At 44.0% G+C, this 18,897-nt stretch carries 19 protein-coding genes; 11 read left to right on the forward strand and 8 right to left on the reverse strand.

Features of this window, described 5'->3' with window-relative positions:
• Nucleotides 1–252 precede the first annotated feature (252 nt).
• The 5 genes from LZZ98_RS06110 to LZZ98_RS06130 are packed head-to-tail and all read left to right on the forward strand — an operon-like array spanning nt 253 to nt 3,470.
• The gene (locus LZZ98_RS06110; protein ID WP_237787091.1) at nt 253–1,071 is read left to right on the forward strand and encodes an ABC transporter ATP-binding protein; all 819 of its coding nucleotides are present in this window, start codon (nt 253–255) and stop codon (nt 1,069–1,071) included.
• Entirely contained in the window at nt 1,068–1,847 is a 780-nt protein-coding gene (gene mlaE, locus LZZ98_RS06115; protein WP_237787092.1) for a lipid asymmetry maintenance ABC transporter permease subunit MlaE, read from the forward strand. Before LZZ98_RS06110 ends, mlaE begins: the two co-directional genes overlap by 4 nt.
• Entirely contained in the window at nt 1,847–2,518 is a 672-nt protein-coding gene (gene mlaD, locus LZZ98_RS06120; RefSeq protein ID WP_237787093.1) for an outer membrane lipid asymmetry maintenance protein MlaD, read from the forward strand. The genes mlaE and mlaD overlap by 1 nt, the downstream gene beginning before the upstream one ends.
• Nucleotides 2,519–2,536: 18 nt before the next feature.
• The gene (locus tag LZZ98_RS06125; protein WP_237787094.1) at nt 2,537–3,163 is read left to right on the forward strand and encodes an MlaC/ttg2D family ABC transporter substrate-binding protein; all 627 of its coding nucleotides are present in this window, start codon (nt 2,537–2,539) and stop codon (nt 3,161–3,163) included.
• 16 nt (nt 3,164–3,179) lie between these two features.
• Complete coding sequence (locus LZZ98_RS06130) at nt 3,180–3,470, forward strand: STAS domain-containing protein (protein ID WP_237787095.1); 291 nt, start codon at nt 3,180–3,182, stop codon at nt 3,468–3,470.
• A 144-nt stretch (nt 3,471–3,614) separates the two neighbouring features.
• On the opposite strand, the gene LZZ98_RS06135 is transcribed toward LZZ98_RS06130, so the two are convergent.
• Nucleotides 3,615–4,628 carry a CorA family divalent cation transporter gene (locus LZZ98_RS06135; RefSeq protein WP_086174477.1) on the reverse strand — a complete coding sequence of 338 codons (1,014 nt, stop codon included), beginning with the start codon at nt 4,626–4,628 and terminating at the stop codon, nt 3,615–3,617.
• A gap of 149 nt (nt 4,629–4,777) precedes the next feature.
• Between LZZ98_RS06135 and LZZ98_RS06140 the strand changes: the two genes are divergently transcribed.
• Both LZZ98_RS06140 and LZZ98_RS06145 read left to right on the forward strand, forming a co-directional pair.
• On the forward strand, nt 4,778–5,380 hold the full coding sequence (locus LZZ98_RS06140) for a TIGR00730 family Rossman fold protein (RefSeq protein ID WP_237787096.1): 603 nt from the start codon (nt 4,778–4,780) through the stop codon (nt 5,378–5,380).
• Nucleotides 5,377–5,787, forward strand: coding sequence for an NUDIX hydrolase (locus LZZ98_RS06145; RefSeq protein WP_237787097.1), 411 nt, complete (start codon nt 5,377–5,379; stop codon nt 5,785–5,787). The genes LZZ98_RS06140 and LZZ98_RS06145 overlap by 4 nt, the downstream gene beginning before the upstream one ends.
• A 93-nt stretch (nt 5,788–5,880) precedes the next feature.
• On the opposite strand, the gene LZZ98_RS06150 is transcribed toward LZZ98_RS06145, so the two are convergent.
• The gene (locus LZZ98_RS06150; protein WP_237787098.1) at nt 5,881–6,513 is read right to left on the reverse strand and encodes a ComF family protein; all 633 of its coding nucleotides are present in this window, start codon (nt 6,511–6,513) and stop codon (nt 5,881–5,883) included.
• 124 nt (nt 6,514–6,637) lie between these two features.
• On the reverse strand, nt 6,638–8,683 hold the full coding sequence (gene recG, locus LZZ98_RS06155; protein ID WP_237787099.1) for an ATP-dependent DNA helicase RecG: 2,046 nt from the start codon (nt 8,681–8,683) through the stop codon (nt 6,638–6,640).
• 35 nt (nt 8,684–8,718) lie between these two features.
• Here recG and LZZ98_RS06160 point away from each other — a divergent pair, with 35 nt between their 5' ends.
• Nucleotides 8,719–9,519 (forward strand): NAD-dependent epimerase/dehydratase family protein, encoded by an 801-nt coding sequence (locus LZZ98_RS06160; protein ID WP_237787100.1) that lies wholly within the window; start codon nt 8,719–8,721, stop codon nt 9,517–9,519.
• A gap of 83 nt (nt 9,520–9,602) precedes the next feature.
• Nucleotides 9,603–10,313 (forward strand): HINT domain-containing protein, encoded by a 711-nt coding sequence (locus tag LZZ98_RS06165; RefSeq protein WP_237787101.1) that lies wholly within the window; start codon nt 9,603–9,605, stop codon nt 10,311–10,313.
• A 113-nt stretch (nt 10,314–10,426) separates the two neighbouring features.
• On the opposite strand, the gene plsB is transcribed toward LZZ98_RS06165, so the two are convergent.
• On the reverse strand, nt 10,427–13,003 hold the full coding sequence (plsB, locus tag LZZ98_RS06170) for a glycerol-3-phosphate 1-O-acyltransferase PlsB (RefSeq protein ID WP_237787102.1): 2,577 nt from the start codon (nt 13,001–13,003) through the stop codon (nt 10,427–10,429).
• Between the two features lie 295 nt (nt 13,004–13,298).
• Here plsB and LZZ98_RS06175 point away from each other — a divergent pair, with 295 nt between their 5' ends.
• Together LZZ98_RS06175 and LZZ98_RS06180 are read left to right on the forward strand one after the other, a co-directional pair.
• Complete coding sequence (locus tag LZZ98_RS06175; protein ID WP_086174471.1) at nt 13,299–14,171, forward strand: acyl-CoA thioesterase; 873 nt, start codon at nt 13,299–13,301, stop codon at nt 14,169–14,171.
• Between the two features lie 390 nt (nt 14,172–14,561).
• Complete coding sequence (locus tag LZZ98_RS06180; RefSeq protein WP_237787103.1) at nt 14,562–15,797, forward strand: dicarboxylate/amino acid:cation symporter; 1,236 nt, start codon at nt 14,562–14,564, stop codon at nt 15,795–15,797.
• Here LZZ98_RS06180 and LZZ98_RS06185 read toward each other — a convergent pair.
• The 4 genes from LZZ98_RS06185 to LZZ98_RS06200 form a co-directional block, all read right to left on the reverse strand.
• On the reverse strand, nt 15,794–16,213 hold the full coding sequence (locus LZZ98_RS06185; protein ID WP_237787104.1) for a VOC family protein: 420 nt from the start codon (nt 16,211–16,213) through the stop codon (nt 15,794–15,796). The two genes, LZZ98_RS06180 and LZZ98_RS06185, sit on opposite strands and share 4 nt — an antisense overlap.
• 124 nt (nt 16,214–16,337) lie before the next feature.
• A complete protein-coding gene (locus LZZ98_RS06190; protein WP_237787105.1) occupies nt 16,338–17,285 on the reverse strand; it encodes a metal-dependent hydrolase in 948 nt (315 codons plus the stop codon).
• A 151-nt stretch (nt 17,286–17,436) separates the two neighbouring features.
• Nucleotides 17,437–18,309, reverse strand: coding sequence for a ribosome biogenesis GTP-binding protein YihA/YsxC (gene yihA, locus LZZ98_RS06195; protein WP_237787106.1), 873 nt, complete (start codon nt 18,307–18,309; stop codon nt 17,437–17,439).
• Nucleotides 18,310–18,395: 86 nt separating this feature from the next.
• Nucleotides 18,396–18,839, reverse strand: a complete 444-nt coding sequence (locus LZZ98_RS06200; protein WP_237787107.1) for an RrF2 family transcriptional regulator — start codon at nt 18,837–18,839, stop codon at nt 18,396–18,398.
• Nucleotides 18,840–18,897 lie beyond the last annotated feature (58 nt).

The raw sequence follows: 18,897 nt of genomic DNA on the forward strand, positions 1-18,897 counted from the left end.
TAATCATTATGTATGGAATTTTAATCAAGAGGTGATTATGCCTTATATTGGTTTAATTTTATTACTATGCAATATTGCATACTATATCTATAATTCTTTTCAATAACTCAGCATCCTGCTGGGTAAAATAGCTGCACTACAATTAAAAAATAAAAATTATGGTAAATTGGTTGCTTTTTATCTAAAGGTAACATTTTAAACCCGAATCCTTTATAGTATGCATGCTGAAAAAATGCAGGAAAACCCTCAGCTATGAATAATCAAATACCTCAGCAAGCTCAATCTTGGATTGAAGTCCATGACTTGAGCTTTAAACGAGGGAAACGTGTCATTTTCGATAATGTCAGTTTAAAAATTCGACGTGGTCAGATTACTGCGATTATGGGGCCTTCAGGTACCGGTAAAACTACTTTGCTCCGTCTGATTGGTGGTCAGTTGATGCCTGAACACGGTAAAATTCTGTTAGATGGCCAAAATATTGCAGATATGTCACGTCAGGAATTATTTGCTGCACGTGCCCGTATGGGCATGCTGTTCCAAAGCGGTGCCCTGTTTACCGATATGAGTGTCTATGAAAATGTGGCTTTTCCTTTACGTGCGCATACTCAACTTTCTGAACATCTGATTGCTGAGCTGGTAGCACTTAAACTGGAGGCGGTGGGCTTACGCGGTACTGAAAAGTTGATGCCTGCAGAATTGTCTGGCGGGATGAATCGTCGTGTGGCTTTGGCCCGTGCGATTGCGCTAGATCCGGAACTGATCATGTACGATGAACCTTTTGCCGGCCAAGACCCGATTGTAAAAGGGGTACTTGCCCGTTTAATTCGTACCTTGCGTGAAGCACTGGATTTAACCACGATTATTGTGTCGCACGATGTGGGAGAAACCTTATCCATTGCCGATTACATTTATATTATTGCGGAAGGGGTTATTCAGGGCGAGGGCACGCCGGCTGAATTAATGCAGCATGAATCGGCATTTGTCCGTCAGTTCTTAACCGGGGCTGCTGAAGGTCCTGTCGATTATCAGTTTAGTCATAAGGCTTATTTAAGTGATGAGGTGCGTTCATGAATGCTATTACCTCATTAGGTAGACGCGTCATTGAACGTGTTCAGGGTATAGGTGTGGCAACCCAGATGTTGCTGCAAATCCTGTTTTCCATGCCGACCTGGCTCGGGGTCAAACTGTTTCTTTATCAAATGTACCGTATTGGTGTGATGTCTTTATTGATTATTGCCGTATCGGGTTTGTTCATTGGTTTAGTACTTGGTTTACAAGGCTATTCCATTTTGGTCAATATCGGCTCGGAAGCCATGCTTGGCACAATGGTGTCTTTAACCCTGTTAAGAGAGTTGGCTCCTGTCGTGGCGGCATTATTGTTTGCAGGGCGTGCCGGTTCGGCTTTAACGGCTGAAATAGGCTTGATGAAAGCCACAGAGCAGCTGGCCAGTATGGAAATGATTGGGGTCGATCCGCTGAAACGTATCGTTTCTCCTCGTTTATGGGCCGGTATTGTTAGTCTGCCGATGTTATCAATCATTTTTGGTGCCATTGGTATCATGGGCGGTAAAATGGTTGGGGTCGATTTTTTAGGGGTAGATGAAGGTTCCTTCTGGAGCGGGATGCAAAATAGCGTGCAGTTCTATAAAGATATTTTCAACGGCACCATTATTAAAAGCTTGGTTTTTGCATTAATTTGCACATGGATTGCGGTATATCAGGGCTATGCCTGTGTGCCAACGTCGGAAGGAATTGCAACATCGACTACGCGAACAGTAGTGTATTCCTCATTGTGTGTTTTGGGTTCTGATTTTGTGTTGACTGCGGTCATGTTTGGAGGTGTTTAATGAAATCACGTGCAAGTGAGCTGGCCGTAGGTATTTTTGTCATTCTTACAGGTATTGCCTTATTTTTCTTGGCTATGAAAGTGAGTGGCTTGGTGGGAACAAACCTGCGTGACAGCTACAACATGACCGCAAGTTTTGACAATGTGAATGGCCTAAAACCGCGTGCCAAAGTCACCATGAGTGGCGTGACCATTGGTCGTGTCACGGATATTACCCTTGATCCGGTATCACGTTTGGCAACGGTGTATTTTGAGCTGGATGGCAAGTTAACGTCTTTCAATAAAGAACAGCTGAAAAAGGTTAAAGCCAATGCTTTGGAAGAATTGCGCTATAGCACAGAATACAGTGAAGCAGCTCCTGTGAAACAAAAAGAAATGGAAAAGCAACTGGCTGATAACATGAACTCCATCACTAGTATCGATGAAGATGCTTATATTATGGTTGCAACCAATGGTTTATTGGGCGAAAAATATTTGAAAGTTGTTCCAGGTGGTGGCCTGAACTATATCAAGCGTGGTGAAAGCATTGCCAATACCCAAGGTACGATGGATCTTGAAGATTTAATCAGTAAATTTATTACTGGTGGTGCAGGCAAGTCATCAGCTAAGGCGGTAGAAGAAAAAACATCAACTGAATCAACAGAAGATGCGCAAACTTCATTTGTTGAATAATTTTGAGAGGAGAATTTCGTGAATACCTTACTTAAACATGCACTTAGCATAAGTGTTTTATCAACAATGATCGCAAGTACTGCATTTGCAGCACCGACTGAAACGCCACCGGCTTTTGTTAAAAAAGTAGCAGATGGTCTGGTTGCTCGTTTAAAAGCGGATCAAGGAAAATTGCAAAACAATCCTGCTGCGGTGAAAGCGATTGTGCGTCAAAATCTTGATCCTTATATTGATTCACAAGCCTTTACCCGTCTGGTCATGGGAACCTATGCCACCAATCAGTACAGTACGGCTGCTCAGCGTGCCAAGTTTGAACACAATTTTCGTGAAACTTTAATCGAAAATTACGGTACAGCTTTTGTTAAATATACCAACCAGACTTATAGCCTGCGTCCATATAAAGAAACAAATAGCAAAAATCCTGTGGTCACGATTGACTTCAACAACAAAGGTGAAAAAACCCCTGTATCTTTCCAGTTGGTGGATAAAGGCAATCAATGGAAAGTACGTAATATCAATGTGGCTGGTATTGATTTAGGTTTACAGTTCCGTAATCAGTTTGCTGCAACGGTAAAACGTAATGGTGGCAATATCGATAAAGCTATTGCGAACTTTGAACCCGATGCATCTGTAGATAAAAAATAACCGGGAAGGGTGTTCAGTGATTCAATTCATTCATCAGGAATTGCAGGTTTCCGGCAAAATAGATTATGCCAATGCAGAGGACTATTACCAGCAAGGTTTAAAACTGATTCAATCGCAGCATCAGTTTCCTGTGGTAGTCAATCTGGCACAGCTGGAACAGGGCAGTACGCTGGCACTGGCAGTACTGGTGCGCTGGTTACGTCAGACCCCGAAAGCTCAGGGTCTGCAATTTAAAGCAGTGCCTGAGAAAATGATGAAAATCATTCAGGCCTGTCATTTGCAAGATGATCTGCAGCTGATTGGCTAAACCAATAAAAAAGCACCGGAAGGTGCTTTTTTATATCCATAGCTTACATACTTCTCACTTTTCCTAAGGCGTGGAAATAGAAGACAACCATCAAAATAAGTGCATTTCTTGCGCTTCGCTTTGAAGCAGTGCTTCAAAGCTTGCTCAAATCCATTTTTTCCAACGGAAATAGATCAGCGGTCCAATAAAGAAGGCCACTAAAATAATGCCGACCATAATAAAACTGGTCGCTCCTCGGGCAAATGGCAGCACATCGGTATTCATGCCATAGATACTGGCAACCAGCATCGGTGGTGCGAGCATGCTTGGCAAGATCGAGAAGCGACGGATGGTATCGTTCTGTTCGGTATTAATGAATCCGGAGGTGGTGTCGAGTAAAAATCGAACCTTCTGGAACAGAAAGGCATCATGTTCTACCAGAGATCGCACATCTTCACTGAGTTCTCGAATATCGGCATCATAAATATGACTGCCTAAAGCACGCGGACGCGACAAGAAAGTCAGTACCCGACGTAAATCGATTAAACACAACTGTGCCTTTCCGAGCATATCTTCCAATTGTGCCAGACGGGTAATCATGTCATCCAGATCGAGAATTTGTTCACGATGGCGGTTGTTCAACACTTCTGTGGAATATTTTTCCAGGTCTTTGTGGATATCTTCCAGGATATCCGCAAGTTCATCCAGTTTGGCTTCCAGTAAACCGAGCAAAACCCAGGTCGGGTCTTTGTAGTCAATTTCATAGTCGTTACGACGGGCACGGGCACGGAAAGCACGAAAGGCCACCAGTTTTTCACCGCGCAGGGTAAACAGGTGTTGTTTATGCAGAATAAAAGCCACCGTTTGCACGGTTGCTAAAATGCTCGAGTTGTCATCGGTTTCGCCATCGACCTGAAAATTTTTATTTTTCGTCAAAAAATAGGTACTGATATGTAAAATACCGTCATCATCACGGTAGAATCGTGCCGATGAAGAAATATCCTCCAAGGATTTTAGCGTCGGTAAATTTTGCTCATAAGCATCTAAGACCCATTGTTGTTCTTCTTGTGATGGGGCAATGAGATCGATCCACACTAAATCCGGGTGGAGATCAAAACCACCATTGATGGTGGCATCTTCCAAACTACCGCGCTCTGTGGCGTAAAAGGCTTCAAGCATGCTGTCTTTTCCCTGCGCAGTATAGGTGAATTGATGGGTGTATTTTAGACAAGGAATTGAATAAAAACACTGATTCAATCGCTTTTTTATTAAAAAATCTCCTGAAAATTTACTTTATTAATATGACATCTGCAAAACAGGCTGAAACAATGACGAAATCGATCGCAATTTTTTGTGGCTCAGCTTTAGGCACCGACTCGATTTTTTTAGATACCGCGCAAAAAATGGGGCGAACCATCGCCCAGCAAGGGAAAACCCTGGTTTATGGGGGTGGACGTTCAGGTCTGATGGGGGTGGTGGCCGATAGTGCTTTACAGGCAGGTGGCAAAGTCATTGGGGTAATCCCAAGGGTATTAGTGGATCATGAGCTGGCTCATCCGCATTTAACCGAATTGCATGTGGTTGCGAATATGCATGAACGCAAAACCAGGATGTCGGAACTTTCTGATGCCTTTATTGCCTTACCGGGCGGTTCAGGTACGCTGGAAGAGATTTTTGAGCAATGGACCTGGTCACAGCTCGGTATTCATTTAAAGCCCTGTGCATTTTTAAATGTGGCCGGATTTTACGATGATTTGCTGAAATTTATTCAGTTGACCACAGTAAAAGGTTTTACCCAGCCACGTTTTGCAGACAGTATGATTGCTTCGGATTCCATTGAAGAGATTTTGCAACAATTTGACGCTTTTCGAGCGCCACAACCGAAATGGGGAATGGTGGTGGATCAGGAAGTCTTGGTGAAACATGCATGAAAATCATTACTGTCGCAGCGGCCATTATTTTAAATGATCAACAACAACTTTTAGTGGTGCATAAACGTAATACTTCCTGCTTTATGCAGGTAGGGGGCAAGCTGGAACCGAATGAGCCACCTGAAGACACCATGCTGCGTGAAATTCAGGAAGAAATAGGCTGTCGGGCCTCGATTGAGCAATTCATCGGTCGTTTTGAAACTGCAACTGCCAATGAGCCGGATCATCAGCTGGTGAGTTATCTATATTATGTGACTTTAGATCACGCACCGAAAATTGCAGCTGAAATTGCCGAGATGAGGTGGGTAAGTCTGGATGATCAGAGTACACCACTTGCACCACTGAGTACGCAAATTGTGATGCCTTGGATAAAGCAGTTTTTAACAGGCAAAGCCATTATTTCCTGATCAGGACAACGACTTTCTGACTTATATCTGCCTCCTGTATTATGCCTGCATAGCTCAAGCTAAAATCGGGATCTGGGATATGTCTTCTTGGTTTTATGGCTCTGCACTGGCTATACAGGCAGCATAGATTTGCTGACAGCCTAATTCGTCTAACTTGGTTTTTAAGGCATGTAGTGAACTGCCAGTCGTAACTACATCATCCAGCATCAGCACTTTGCGGTAACGAATTTTAGGCCGTGCTGCAATCACAAATTGTTGCTCGATCTGGTCAAGGCGTTCTATCCGGCTCATGCCTTTTTGCGAATGTTGGGCCAGCCGGGACACCGGTTGCCAGACTGGAATATTCAGCTGTTTTGCCAAGAGTTTCGCAACTACCAATGACTGGTTATAGCCACGTTCTGCCAAACGCTGATGGGAAATGGGCATCGGGACAATCGCTTGGATTTTGGGAAGTTTGAGACCAATGAGTGAGCCAGCAAGCAGGTTTTGAAAGTGCAGCTGTTGTTCATATTTGAATTTTTGAATGATGCGATCCATCGGATAGTCATAATGACAGGCGACCTGAATATTCATTTCTTGTCTTTGAACCACATTTTTAAACCACGGTAATTTCTGCCAGCAATCTGTACAGACTGAATGATGCCGTTGATGGTCTATGCCACAGAGTACGCAAGGGGAAAAACGTTGGATGGCTTTGTGCATGAATGGTTGAATAAATTGCAGCATATTTTCTTCTTCTTTTTATTGAATATTAATTTTGCATAGCAGGTATTTAAGTGCGGCAGTGGCAGCATCCATGCTGCTCACGGCATAATCAATAACTGACTGAGCCTGTTTTTAAAATTATTTTTTACACATAGGCATAGCGCGGTGCTTCAGGCAGCCAGCGTTTTAATAAGGCATTGGCATTTCCCGGATAATCTTTGAGTATTTGCTGGGCGACGTAGTGTGCCTGATTGAGTAAATGATCATCGCGTTCCAGTTTGGCCACGCGAAAGCCCATATCCCCAGTTTGTTTGGTGCCTAGCAACTCACCTGGACCACGAATTTCCAGATCCTTTTCGGCAATGATAAAACCGTCATTGGTTTCACGCATGATGCGCAGCCGTTCCTGTCCATTTTGCGACAATGGATTTTTATACAGCAGGGCGCAGAAACTGGCGGTTGCTCCACGACCAACCCGTCCACGCAGTTGATGTAACTGCGAAAGTCCTAAGCGTTCGGCATTTTCAATTACCATGATGGATGCATTCGGCACATCGACACCGACTTCAATCACTGTGGTGGCAATCAACAACTGTAGTTGATTGTCTTTAAATTGCTGCATCACCGACTGTTTTTCATCGGCTTTCATTTTGCCGTGTACCAAGCCAATATTCAGATGTGGAAAGCGCTGTTTAATTTCCTGAAAAGTCGCTTCAGCAGCCTGTGCATCCAGGGTTTCCGATTGTTCCACCAGGGTGCAGACCCAGTAAGCCTGTTTGCCTTCAGCGCAGTTGGTCGTAATACGCTGAAGCACTTCTTCGCGGCGATCTAAAGGAATGGTGACGGTTTGAATCGGGGTACGACCTGGCGGCAGTTCATCAATCACCGAAGTATCCAGATCACCATAAGCCGACATCGCCAGCGTACGTGGAATAGGGGTCGCGGTCATCACAAGTTGATGCGGTGTCATGTTGTTGGCACCTTTATTACGAAGTGCCAGTCGTTGATCGACCCCAAAGCGATGCTGTTCATCAATAATCACCAGGCCGAGTTTGGCAAATTCAACATTTTCCTGAAACAGGGCATGAGTACCGATCACTAAATTTGCGGTGCCTTGTTTAATTGTTTGTTCTGCTGCTGTGCGCGCTTTGCCTTTTTGTTTGCCTGAAAGCCAAGAAACATTCAATCCCAGCGGTTCAAACCATTTTTTAAAATTCAAATAATGCTGTTCAGCCAAAATTTCTGTCGGTGCCATCAGTGCTACTTGCCAACCTTCTTCTAAAGCATGACAGGCCGCAACCCCGGCGACCAGCGTTTTACCTGCACCGACATCGCCCTGAACCAGACGCAGCATCGGCTTGTTTTGTTTTAAGTCCTGCACAATTTCTTTGGAGACCCGTTTTTGCGCACCTGTTAGGCTAAAGGGTAAACCCTCCAAGAGTTGCTTGGCAAAGTTTTTACTCGGTGAAAATGAAGGTGCGTCAATCTGCTGGATATAAGCACGACGTGCAAGCAGACTAATTTGATGGGCAACCAGTTCTTCAAAAATCAGCCGCTGCTGGGCAGGATGTGAGCCTTGAGCCAGCTGTAGCATATTGGCATTCAGTGGCGGTTCATGAATATATTCCAGTGCCTGCTTGAGCGCATAACCATTGGTGAATTTTTCCGGCAATAATTCGGGCAGGTCATCACTGTGCTGTTTCAATGCCTGTCTGACATATTCACGCAGTTTGGGCTGGGTTAGGCCATCGGTTGCAGGATAAATCGCGGTGAGCTGGGTTTTCGGCAACGGAGTATGTTCAGTAATCAGCTGAATTTCAGGATGATACAGTTCCAGACCACGTGCACCCACGCGAACTTCACCAAAAATGCGCAAGCGATTACCTACTTTTGCACGGTCAGTCAGGGCTTTATAGACATGGTAAAAACGTAAGGTGACTTTGCCAAAATCATCCTGTAGCTGGATCGCCATGGATTTACGCTTACCTGGCGGAAAATCTACCCCTTTAACGATTCCTTCCAGCAAATAGCTACGCCCCACGGACAATTGGTTCATGGGGATGATCGTGCTACGATCTTCATAATCACGAGGCAGATGAAACAGCAAATCATCTGTGCTAAAGATATTCAGTTTTTCCAGTAATGCAGCAGAGGCAGTTCCTACCCCTTGCAATTGATGGACTGCAGCCATGTCCCCTCAACTTGAGTTAATTCATCAGGTGCTTAATGCATATATTATTTATAGGTTATGGTAAAACATCTACCCGGGTTGCTAAACAATTATTTCAGCAAGGGCACCAAATTACCACAATCAGCCAAAGTCCGAAAACTGATGTCTATGCAAATCATCTGATTCAGGATGTACATCAGCTTAATTTAACTCAGATCAAGCTCATAGATTGGGTCTATATTTTGTTGTCGCCATCACAAAGCACAATAGAAGGCTATCAACAGACTTATGTTGATACAGTTGTTCCAATTACCAATGCTTTAAAACAGCATCCGGTGCAAAAGATTGTTGTAGTGTCCTCGACCCGGGTCTATGGTGAAAATGCTGGTGAGTGCATTGATGATGAATCTGCTATTCGTCCTGTGGATGAGCAGGGCCGATTACTCTGGGAAATGGAGCAGCTCTATCAGCAGGCATTTCCAGAGCGCTGTGTGGTGATTCGCCCTACAGGGATTTATGGCACGTCTGTGGCGAGAATGATCAAGCTGGCTGAGAGCACAAAAACCTATGCCAATATGCATTGGTCAAACCGAATTCATATCGATGATCTGGCACGCTTCCTTGCGCAATTGATTCACGTGGAACATCCGGAAAAATCTTATATTGTCACGAATAATCAACCGATTGCTCTGCATGAAATCATTCTATGGTTTCAACGGCAGTTGAATTTACCTGAACTGGTTTTACAAAGCCAAAAACAAACGGGCAAGCGGATTTATGTAACTCGGATGAAGGAAATGGGCTTTCAGTTAGAACATGAGGATTGTTTTAGGGATTATGAAAAGTCATTGGAATAACGATTAAAAATCAAAGCGTATACTATAATTAGCTTAAACCTATTTAATAGTGTTTTATAAAATTAAAAAAATAAGGATTTAAAATGACAGGTTTTGTTGCGAGGACATTAGTACATACAGATAAAGGACTAGTGCCGATTCAGGAGATAAAAGTTGGTGATATTGTTTTATCTCGCCCTGAATGGGGTGGAAAAGATGCACTGATAGATTATAAATGTGTCACTAGAGCTTTTTGTTCGGGGGAAGAGTTAATATATAGATTAGTGCTCTGGGATTCTGATGTCGAGTATATTCAGGGTGCGAAGCTTAAAGTTAAAGTTCTATTTGTTTCTGAAAACCACCTAATATGGGTTGAAAGCGATAAAGATTGGGTTCCAACTTATATGTTGGATGCTTGTAATGGTGAGGCGCTATTTTCTTATAATTTTAACAAGCTTTTTGCAACAGTATCTGTTTATCCTGTTCTTAAAGTTGACAAATATCATATTAATTCAAATAAAGAATCCCTAATAGATTTAAGTAAGGTTGGTTTTTGTTGTGTAGATAAGCAACGAGAGACAGATATGATAATTCTTAACCGCATTGAAGGAATACAGGTATTTTCAGACAGTTGCTGGCAAAATTATTATGATTTTAGTTATGAGTATTCAGTAATTCCACGAAAAGATATTGATTATTTAAATAGTTTGGATTTATCTAGTAATGGAATTTTGAGTGCCAATGTTTACAATTTAGAAGTACAAGACTTTCATACTTATTTTATAGGTGAAGATGGAATTTGGGTACATCAGTAAAAATAATAAATCGGTAAAGGCAATTCTTTAAGAGACCTCTCTCTAGCCCTCTCCTGAGCTAGATCTAAAGCAGTGCTTTATCTCTAGCTCAGGAGAGGGAATACTTAAGGCCCTTATTTCTTCTTCCGCTTCAAACGACGTTTTGCCTGCTGTGCCGCAACGGCATCCAAAGCTTCTTTCAGCTCTTCATCACTGAAGGTGGTAATGTGCTGAAGCATTTGCAAGGTCACATCATCCAGCACCAGGTTGGCATACTGAGCCACGTTCTGGAAGTTCTCATCAAACACAATGGCGTTATCTTCATTGTTACGAATATAACCCTGTTGCGTCAGAACCTTAATAAAACTCTGGAACAGCGATTTATCAAAGAACTCCGGTGAATTGAACTCATACAGTACCGACAGACGCTGACCCACCAGATGACTGAGCTCTTCCACCTGACGGGTAGAAATATTGCCTGAACCGCGCTGGGTAATTAAAGCCAGCGTCATGTAATAACGTTCCAGACTTTGCATCACAGGAGCAGCAAGCACCACCAGCTGGTTATGATCTTCCGAATTTGGTGCAGGGGAAAGCAGGTTGCCCTCATTATCTTCAGAAATCAATTTGGCCTGAATCAGCGCTTCTGCATAGGCACAGATTTGATCTTTCAGTTCTTCATCATTCCATTTCAGGAACAATTCCGCTTTCAGGAATGGATAAAGCGTGCGGATAACATTAATTAAATCACCACGGCGGATCGAACCGTTATGTTCTACCAGTGCAGCAATCAGTGACGGCAAGACAAATGCATGCAGAATATTGTTGCGGAAGTAGGTCAGCAATACCGCCTGATTGTCTTCAATGGCAATGATATCACCTAGGACATGTTTAACCCGTTTAATCAGTTTCAGTTTTAAACCGTAGGCAATGATTTCCTTGCCTGAAAGCGGGGTAACCTGAGTACGCGAATCATAAGGCAATGCAGTCAATAGTTTACGGTAGGCATCCAGCTGCTTGATGCAGATCTCTTCATCTAGGGTATGTTTCGGGGTTGCTAACAGGATCAGAGAAAGTAACGATACCGGATTGATTACCACGGCACGGTTAATATTTTCCAAAATCGCATGTGCCGAGCTGTTGACTGCATCCGAAACTTCTTGAGGGATCGGGTCATCATTTTTGGCAATTTTAATATTGTCTGCACCATGCTGTTTCAGCATGTCATCCAGGAAAACCGGTTCACCAAAGTTCACATGCACTTGACCGAAGATGCGTTCGATTTTGCGCAGGGTTTTCATAATGCCCATGATGGATTCCGATTCTTTATCTTTACCATTCATTTCACCGACATAGGTGGCACCTTCCATCAGGCGTTCATAGCCAATATAGGTCGGTACAAATACGATCGGTTTAGAACGGCCACGTAAATGCCCGTGCACGGTCATGGCCAGCATACCGGTTTTGGCTGGCAGCAAGCGTCCTGTACGTGAACGGCCACCTTCAATAAAATATTCCAGTGGTGTATTACGGGAAAGAATGTTGAAAAGATATTCTTTAAATACAGTGGTATATAGACCATTACCACGGAAAGTACGGCGAATAAAAAATGCACCGCCACCACGCAATAATTGACCCACAAAAGGCATGTTTAGGTTATCGCCCGCAGCAATGTACGGCACCATCATGCCACGTTTATAAATCACATAAGACAGTAATAAATAGTCGATGTGACTGCGGTGACAGGGGGTGTAGATAATCTCGTAGTCTTTGGCCAGTTCACGCACGGTACTGAAATTATGCACCTCTACGCCGTCATAAAGCTGGGTCCATAAACGGGTAAGCGCCATGTCGGCAAAACGCACGGCTGAATGCGAATAGTCAGATACGATCTCGTTTAAATAGCCAATGGCACGACGTTCAGCTTCAATCATGCTAATTTTGCCACGGATACTTTCACGACGGATGGCATCCTGAACATCACTGGCCTTGATCAGTGAATGCACCACGTTGCGACGGTCTGAAAGATCTGGGCCCAGTACCACTTCACGTTGACCATCTAAATAGTTGTTTAAGGTATTGAGAATATAAGTCGCAGGAGACAGGTTCGGATGGGTCTGTTGGGAAAATTCGATCAGTTGACGCAAAGACTGGCCCTGATGGAATTCCAGATAAGACTGACGACCATGCAAACCAATATTCACCAGCTGTTTGACCGTACCTGGTGTTGCCCAGGTGTCGGTAAAGAGCAGTTTCAGCCAGGAATCTTCTTTGTCTGGCGAACGCCCCCAGAGTACGGTGACCGGAATCAGTTCAATATCAACCTGAGGATGATGTTCCAGAATGTCGATCAGGCGCAATAACCGTGGTGGAAAGGCATGTGGCGGAGGGTTGAGCAGGTTGTTTTCATCATGATGCTGCAAGAACAGCACCGATGCTTTTTCCTTGTGGTCACCTACCACCAATGGATTTAATGCCGGTGACAGTTTAAGACGACGGGTTTCACCATCGACAATCAGCGCATTACTGCGCGAGTAATTTTGTAGCACATAGCACACCACTTTTTGCTGAACGGGGTGCTCTGTCTGGGAATTTGCTTCTGTAGTTGTCGGTTCAGTAGGAACCTCACCAAGAACATGTGGGGTTACCACCAGGTCAAGCAGCTTACTGGAAAGCTGACGATAGATTTGACCAAAGCCACTCTTGGACATACATACTCCTACTTAAATGACCGAAACCACAGATTTTCTGAGGGGAAATAGTTTTGCATCATTGTAATTTAAAACAATATGTCATTTTCTGACAAAATGCATATTGAGTGTTAAATTTTATCGTTAAAAATCGTATTTTTAGCGAATATTCCGCACAAATAGCGTGACAGGCCAGTCAGTCTAACTCTAGGGATTTAGTCTGGATTTGTGGCAGAATAGGGTGAATAGCTTAGCTGATTGCTTGAAATTTTTCGCCTACATTTTAGGTATCCTCCCATTAAAAAATAGGTCGCTTATGAATGCCTTAACCCAAGAACTGGTTGAATTACTGAGCCTGGAAAAAATTGAAGAAAATATTTACCGAGGGCAAAGCCGTAATCTGGTGGGCAAGCGCGTCTTTGGTGGACAGGTGCTGGGGCAGGCATTACGCGCAGCATCCTATACGGCGGATCGTCCTGCACATTCATTGCATGCCTACTTTTTATATGGTGGAGATGTCAACGCACCGATTATTTATAAAGTAGACCATCTACGGGATGGTAAGAGCTTTGTCAGCCGACAGGTGCGTGCCATTCAGCATGGACGCACCATTTTTACCGCCATGGTTTCATTTGCAAGTCCGGAAGAAGGCTTAAATTATCAAATCTCGGAGCCGGAATATCCTGCCGTTGAAGATTTAAAAAATGAAGCTGAATTAAAGACACAGCTGGTCGAATTCGTGCCGGAAAATGTGCGTGCCAGTTTTATGCGTGACCGTCATGTGGAAATTCGTCCAGTCAATCCACAAAATCCGTTCCAGCCACAGCCTGAAGCTCCATCATACGCTCACTATATCCGCACCCATGGTCAGATTGCCCAGAAGGTCGATGAAATTTCATTGCATCAGGCCATTGCTGCTTTCTACTCGGACTTTACCTTAATGACCACGGCTTTACGTCCACACGGTTTAAGTTATATTTCCCCAAGTCTGCAATGTGCCAGCATTGACCATGCCATGTATTTCCATAAGCCATTCCGTGTTGATGAGTGGATGCTCTATGATATGGAAGCCACCATTAGTGCCAGTTCGCGCGGACTGAATTTCGGCCGCATGTGGCAAAATGGTGAACTGGTGTGTAGCACGACACAGGAAGGTTTGATTCGCTTGCGTGAAATTGAAACCCAATAAGGACTGCAATGTCATAAAAAAACCGGAGCTGCTGTCCGGTTTTTTATGCTTGTCTTGGTCATTGTGATTTAGTGGCAGCGAGGGATATCTTCGGAGATGTCTTTATGGCAGCCATGGTCTGGATGGGCAAATGCCACGCTGATATTCAGAAGCAGTGCAGTCATGAGCATGATTTTTTTCATATCGATTCTCTTTTAATTATTGGCTGGATGAGTATTTATCAATAAGCAGATTTTATGCCATCAGTTTAGCGCAGTGTTGATGATTCAGATAAAGTGAGCCACTGGCTTTAATCTATTTATGCTGAGCTTGTGACAAAAAATTCCTCGATTCTAAAAATAGGCCATGGCATAGTGCCAGTCAGGACTTAATGATAAAAAGCATGTTGTGATGAGCTTAAATACACAAATATTGATTGCTGCAATTTTAGGGGTAGCATTTGGGTTTCTGTTAAATCTGTTTCCTGATAGCCAGTTTTTTAATCTCAGTCTTTATGGTTTGGGGTTGGCCAGTAGCATTTTTATTGGTTTGTTGAAAATGCTGCTGATTCCGCTGATTTTCAGTTCAATTGTGGTTGGTGTTTCGAATTTGCAGGCCGGTGGACAACTGGGGCGGGTCTGGAAAATCACCCTACTGTGCTGTGTCACCACCACCACTTTGGCGCTCATTTTAGGCTTGAGCTGTGCCCATCTGTTTAATGTGGGCAAGGGCGTGGATATCGTGATGTTTCAGGATGCCATGAGCAGCCATCAAACGCCCGATACCTTAACGCCGTCTTCCTTCTTCACCAATTTTATTCAGAACACCCTGATTAATCCCTTTAAAGCTTTTGCAGAAGGCAATGTGTTGGCTGTAGTGGTGTTTGCCCTGTTTATTGGCGTGGCGCTGGTCAAAGGCGGAGATAATTTCCGCAGTGTACGTAAATTAAGCCTGCAATTTTTTGACATCATGATGCTGATGATTAGCTGGGTCATGAAGCTGGCACCGCTTGGTATTTTTGCCTTGCTGGCAAAACTGATTTCAACTGAAGATATTTCGGTGTTAAGCCGTCTGGCCGAGTTTGCCGCCGTGGTGACTGGAACCACCATTTTTCATGGTGCAGTAGTATTGCCTTTGTTGCTATGGATTTTTGGCAAGATGAGTCCAATTACGTTCTTTAAAGGTACACGGGCTGCGCTGATTACCGCATTTGCCACCAGTTCCAGTTCGGCCACTATGCCACTGTCGATGAAATGCGCGCAGGAAAATTTAAAGGTACGTCCCCAAACAGCAGGTTTTGTAATTCCATTGGGCACCCAGCTGAATATGGATGGTACGGCGTTGTATGAAGCTGCGGCAGCACTTTTTATTGCCAACCTGATGGGGCTGGATTTGAGTATCGGTCAGCAACTGATTGTCTGCGCAACTGCCATGATCGCTTCCTTGGGGGCACCGGGTATTCCAAGTGCAGGCATGGTCACCATGATTATGGTATTGCAATCGGTCGGTTTACCAGCAGAAGCAATTGCGATTTTACTGCCGATCGACCGTTTGCTGGATACCGTGCGTACCGTGGTCAATGTTCAGGGCGATATGATGATTAGTGTGGTGGTCGATCGTTATACCCGTGAACCGCAAGTCGATTAATCCATTTCCCAGCTGGGATTAAACACGATTTCCCAGATATGGCCATCTGGATCCTGAAAATAACCGGCATAGCCGCCGTAAAAGGTGGCTTGTGCGGGTTTAATGATTTTGGCACCAGCATGTGCTGCCTGAGCCATGACCTGATCCACTTCCAGTGGGCTATAGACATTTTGTCCTAAAGTCATTTGAGTGGGACACATCGGCGTGAGCTCTAGTTCGGTATCCTGTTGAATACTGTTTTGTGGCCATAATGCCAGTTTCAGACCGGACTGTAATTCAATAAATGCCACTGCACCATATTCAAATTCCCGCCCCATGATTCCTTCACAGTGTAGGCCCAAGCCGTCGCGATAAAAATGTAAAGATGCTTCCAGGTCGTGCACCCCCAGTGTAATGACTGAAATCCGTGCTTGCATACAGTTATCCTTATTGTTGTTTTCTTGGACTTTTATCTTAGAACAAATAAAAAGCAGGGCATAAAGCCCTACTGTGGTTAAATTGTATATATGAATTTAAGTATCAACTGAATGATCAAAAGGACTAGGCTACTTTCAGTTTGGCTGCGCGTTTGGCAGCAGGGGAGCGATTCAGGTAAGCAAGGGCATCTTCAGTTTTGGCTTCATGCAGTGGATCGTACCATGGCATCAAATAGCCCAGTTGTTGTGAAACCAGCCAGAATGGACTGGGCATTAAATTGTTGTCACACTGTGCAATGGCATACCATTCGCGCCAGATCCACGGTTTGTAAACGGCAGGACGGATAGACTGAAAACGTGGATCCTGCTTAAGCAGATGAGCAGTCCCATCGACCCACAAGCCAATCACCGCCACAATTACAATCATGCTTAAATAATAACGGGCAATATAACCACCACCTAAATGACGATACAAATCAAAGGCTACGGTACGGTGTTCAATTTCTTCTGCACCGTGCCATTTGATCAGATCCAGCATGGCCGGATCGGCACCCAGTTTTTCCCATTCCTGATTATACAGGGCATATTTTCCCAGTACGCAGGTCATGTGTTCCACGGTGGCAATAATGCCGAGGCGGAATAAGTCCCATTGATGTTCAAGCAATTTAGGCACTTTTAAACCCAAAGGCTGATCCGCAAGTAATTTAGTAAACAGGAAATTCATCACATCCAGATTACGTTGGATATCAATGTTGCGTGCAGTTAGATATTCTGTGTTGGCTGAGTTGTGTGCCTGAGCATGCATGGCTTCCTGACGGACAAAGGCTTGTACATCCTGTTTCAGTTTTTCATCCTGAATCTGCGGCAAAACCTTGTTATATAAACGACAGAACCAGAATTCGCCGGCTGGCAAAATCATATTGATTTCATTAATGAAATAGCTGACATAGGGCTGCTGGGGAATCCAGTCAATCGGGGTGTCCTGCCACTCGAATTTTACTTTACGCGGGTGAATATGATAGGCAATGGATGAGCCGAGTTTGGAATTTCTTAAACGGGAGAGAAGTTTCATCATACTGTCCTTATTGTTTTAGCGTGCAGTGCTGCACTTGAGCTCAAGGTCAGTATGAAAAAAATGTCCCGCATTGTGATTAGCAATACAGGACACTGGAATATCAATTGATGATGATTTTTGTCGGACAATTTGGCTCAATCAGATCCTGTCAATCAGCTTGTCGACTTGCATCGGTGGCATCTTCGGCAATTTCAGTTTCACACTCTTCCTCTATTGCATCTAAAGATTCGAGTGGTTCATCCAGATCATTGAGTTCATCAGCAGTGGCTTCAGGGATGCTGTCCAAATCGAACTGGGTGGATTGCTCAAGGGTAAAGTTCAAACGGCCACCCATCACACTGGCCAGTTCTTCTAGGCCTTGCTTGTTAAGTGACGAGAACAATTGAATGGAGAAATCCAGCTTCATCTTTTTCAATGCTGCTTTGACTTCCTGCAAGGCTTTCGATGCAGGACCACGGTTCAGCTTGTCTGATTTGGTTAATAGCACATGCACGAACAATTTACGTGAGTGAGCCCATTCCAGCATCATCACATCGAAATGTTGCAGCGGATGACGAATATCCATCAGCAACACCAGACCTTGTAAGCTCTGACGGTGAATCAGATAGTTCTCCAATTCTTTTTGCCAGACAATTTTCATGGCTTCCGGTACGGCTGCATAACCATAACCCGGCAAATCCACCAGGCGCTGGTCTGGGTTGCCCAAACTAAAAAAGTTGATCATCTGGGTACGACCCGGCTTTTTCGAGGCACGTGCCAACTGCTTTTGATTGGTTAAGGCATTAATGGCGCTGGATTTACCGGCATTGGAACGACCGGCAAAAGCAATTTCATAACCGCTATCTTCCACACAAAGATTCAGCTTGGGCGCACTCATTAAAAATTCAGCTTTACGCAACCAGTTCAATGCGCGAACAGAGTACTCAGTAATGGCAGAATCAACTTTTTTCTCGTAGCTGATCTTTTGCTTAGGCGCACTGGCTGTCTTACTGTTTTTGGATTTTCCTCTGCTGTGATGCATAACTCAACTTCAATAAATGATCTACAAGCGAACATTATAAAGGAAGTCGTTCGGGCAAGCGAACTTTGCAAGCCAAAGACCGGGAATTAAAGATTGATCATCTGAATAGGGGACTGAGTGGTGTACTTGGCCACTGGGGAAGTATTCAGCACTTGTCCCAGCGTATATTGATCCAGACTGAGATAAAACTGTTCCAGCGCCTGATCCAGAATGCCTTTTAAACCACATTGTGAACGCAGTACGCAAGGAGGTGTATTGCATTCGACAATCTGGTTTTCACCTTGTAGAATTCGCACAATTTGCCCCAATCGCAGTTCCAGGGCATCAGGATTCAGACCGATACCCCCACCTTTGCCACGCGTGGTAATCAGCCAGTTCTGTTTTCCCATAAAGTGGACAATTTTCACCAAATGGTTTTTAGACACATGCAAGTCCTGGGCAATTTCTGCAATGGTATAAGGCATATCCCGTGGCTGGGCAATATACATTAAGATACGCAAGGCATAGTCGGTGAATTTATTTAATTGCATGATCGCACTGATATTTTTCAAAAAATGAATAGATAAGGGCTAGTCTAGCATAACCAGA

The sequence above is a fragment of the Acinetobacter sp. SM34 genome (assembly GCF_022012365.1).
GTDB lineage: Bacteria > Pseudomonadota > Gammaproteobacteria > Pseudomonadales > Moraxellaceae > Acinetobacter.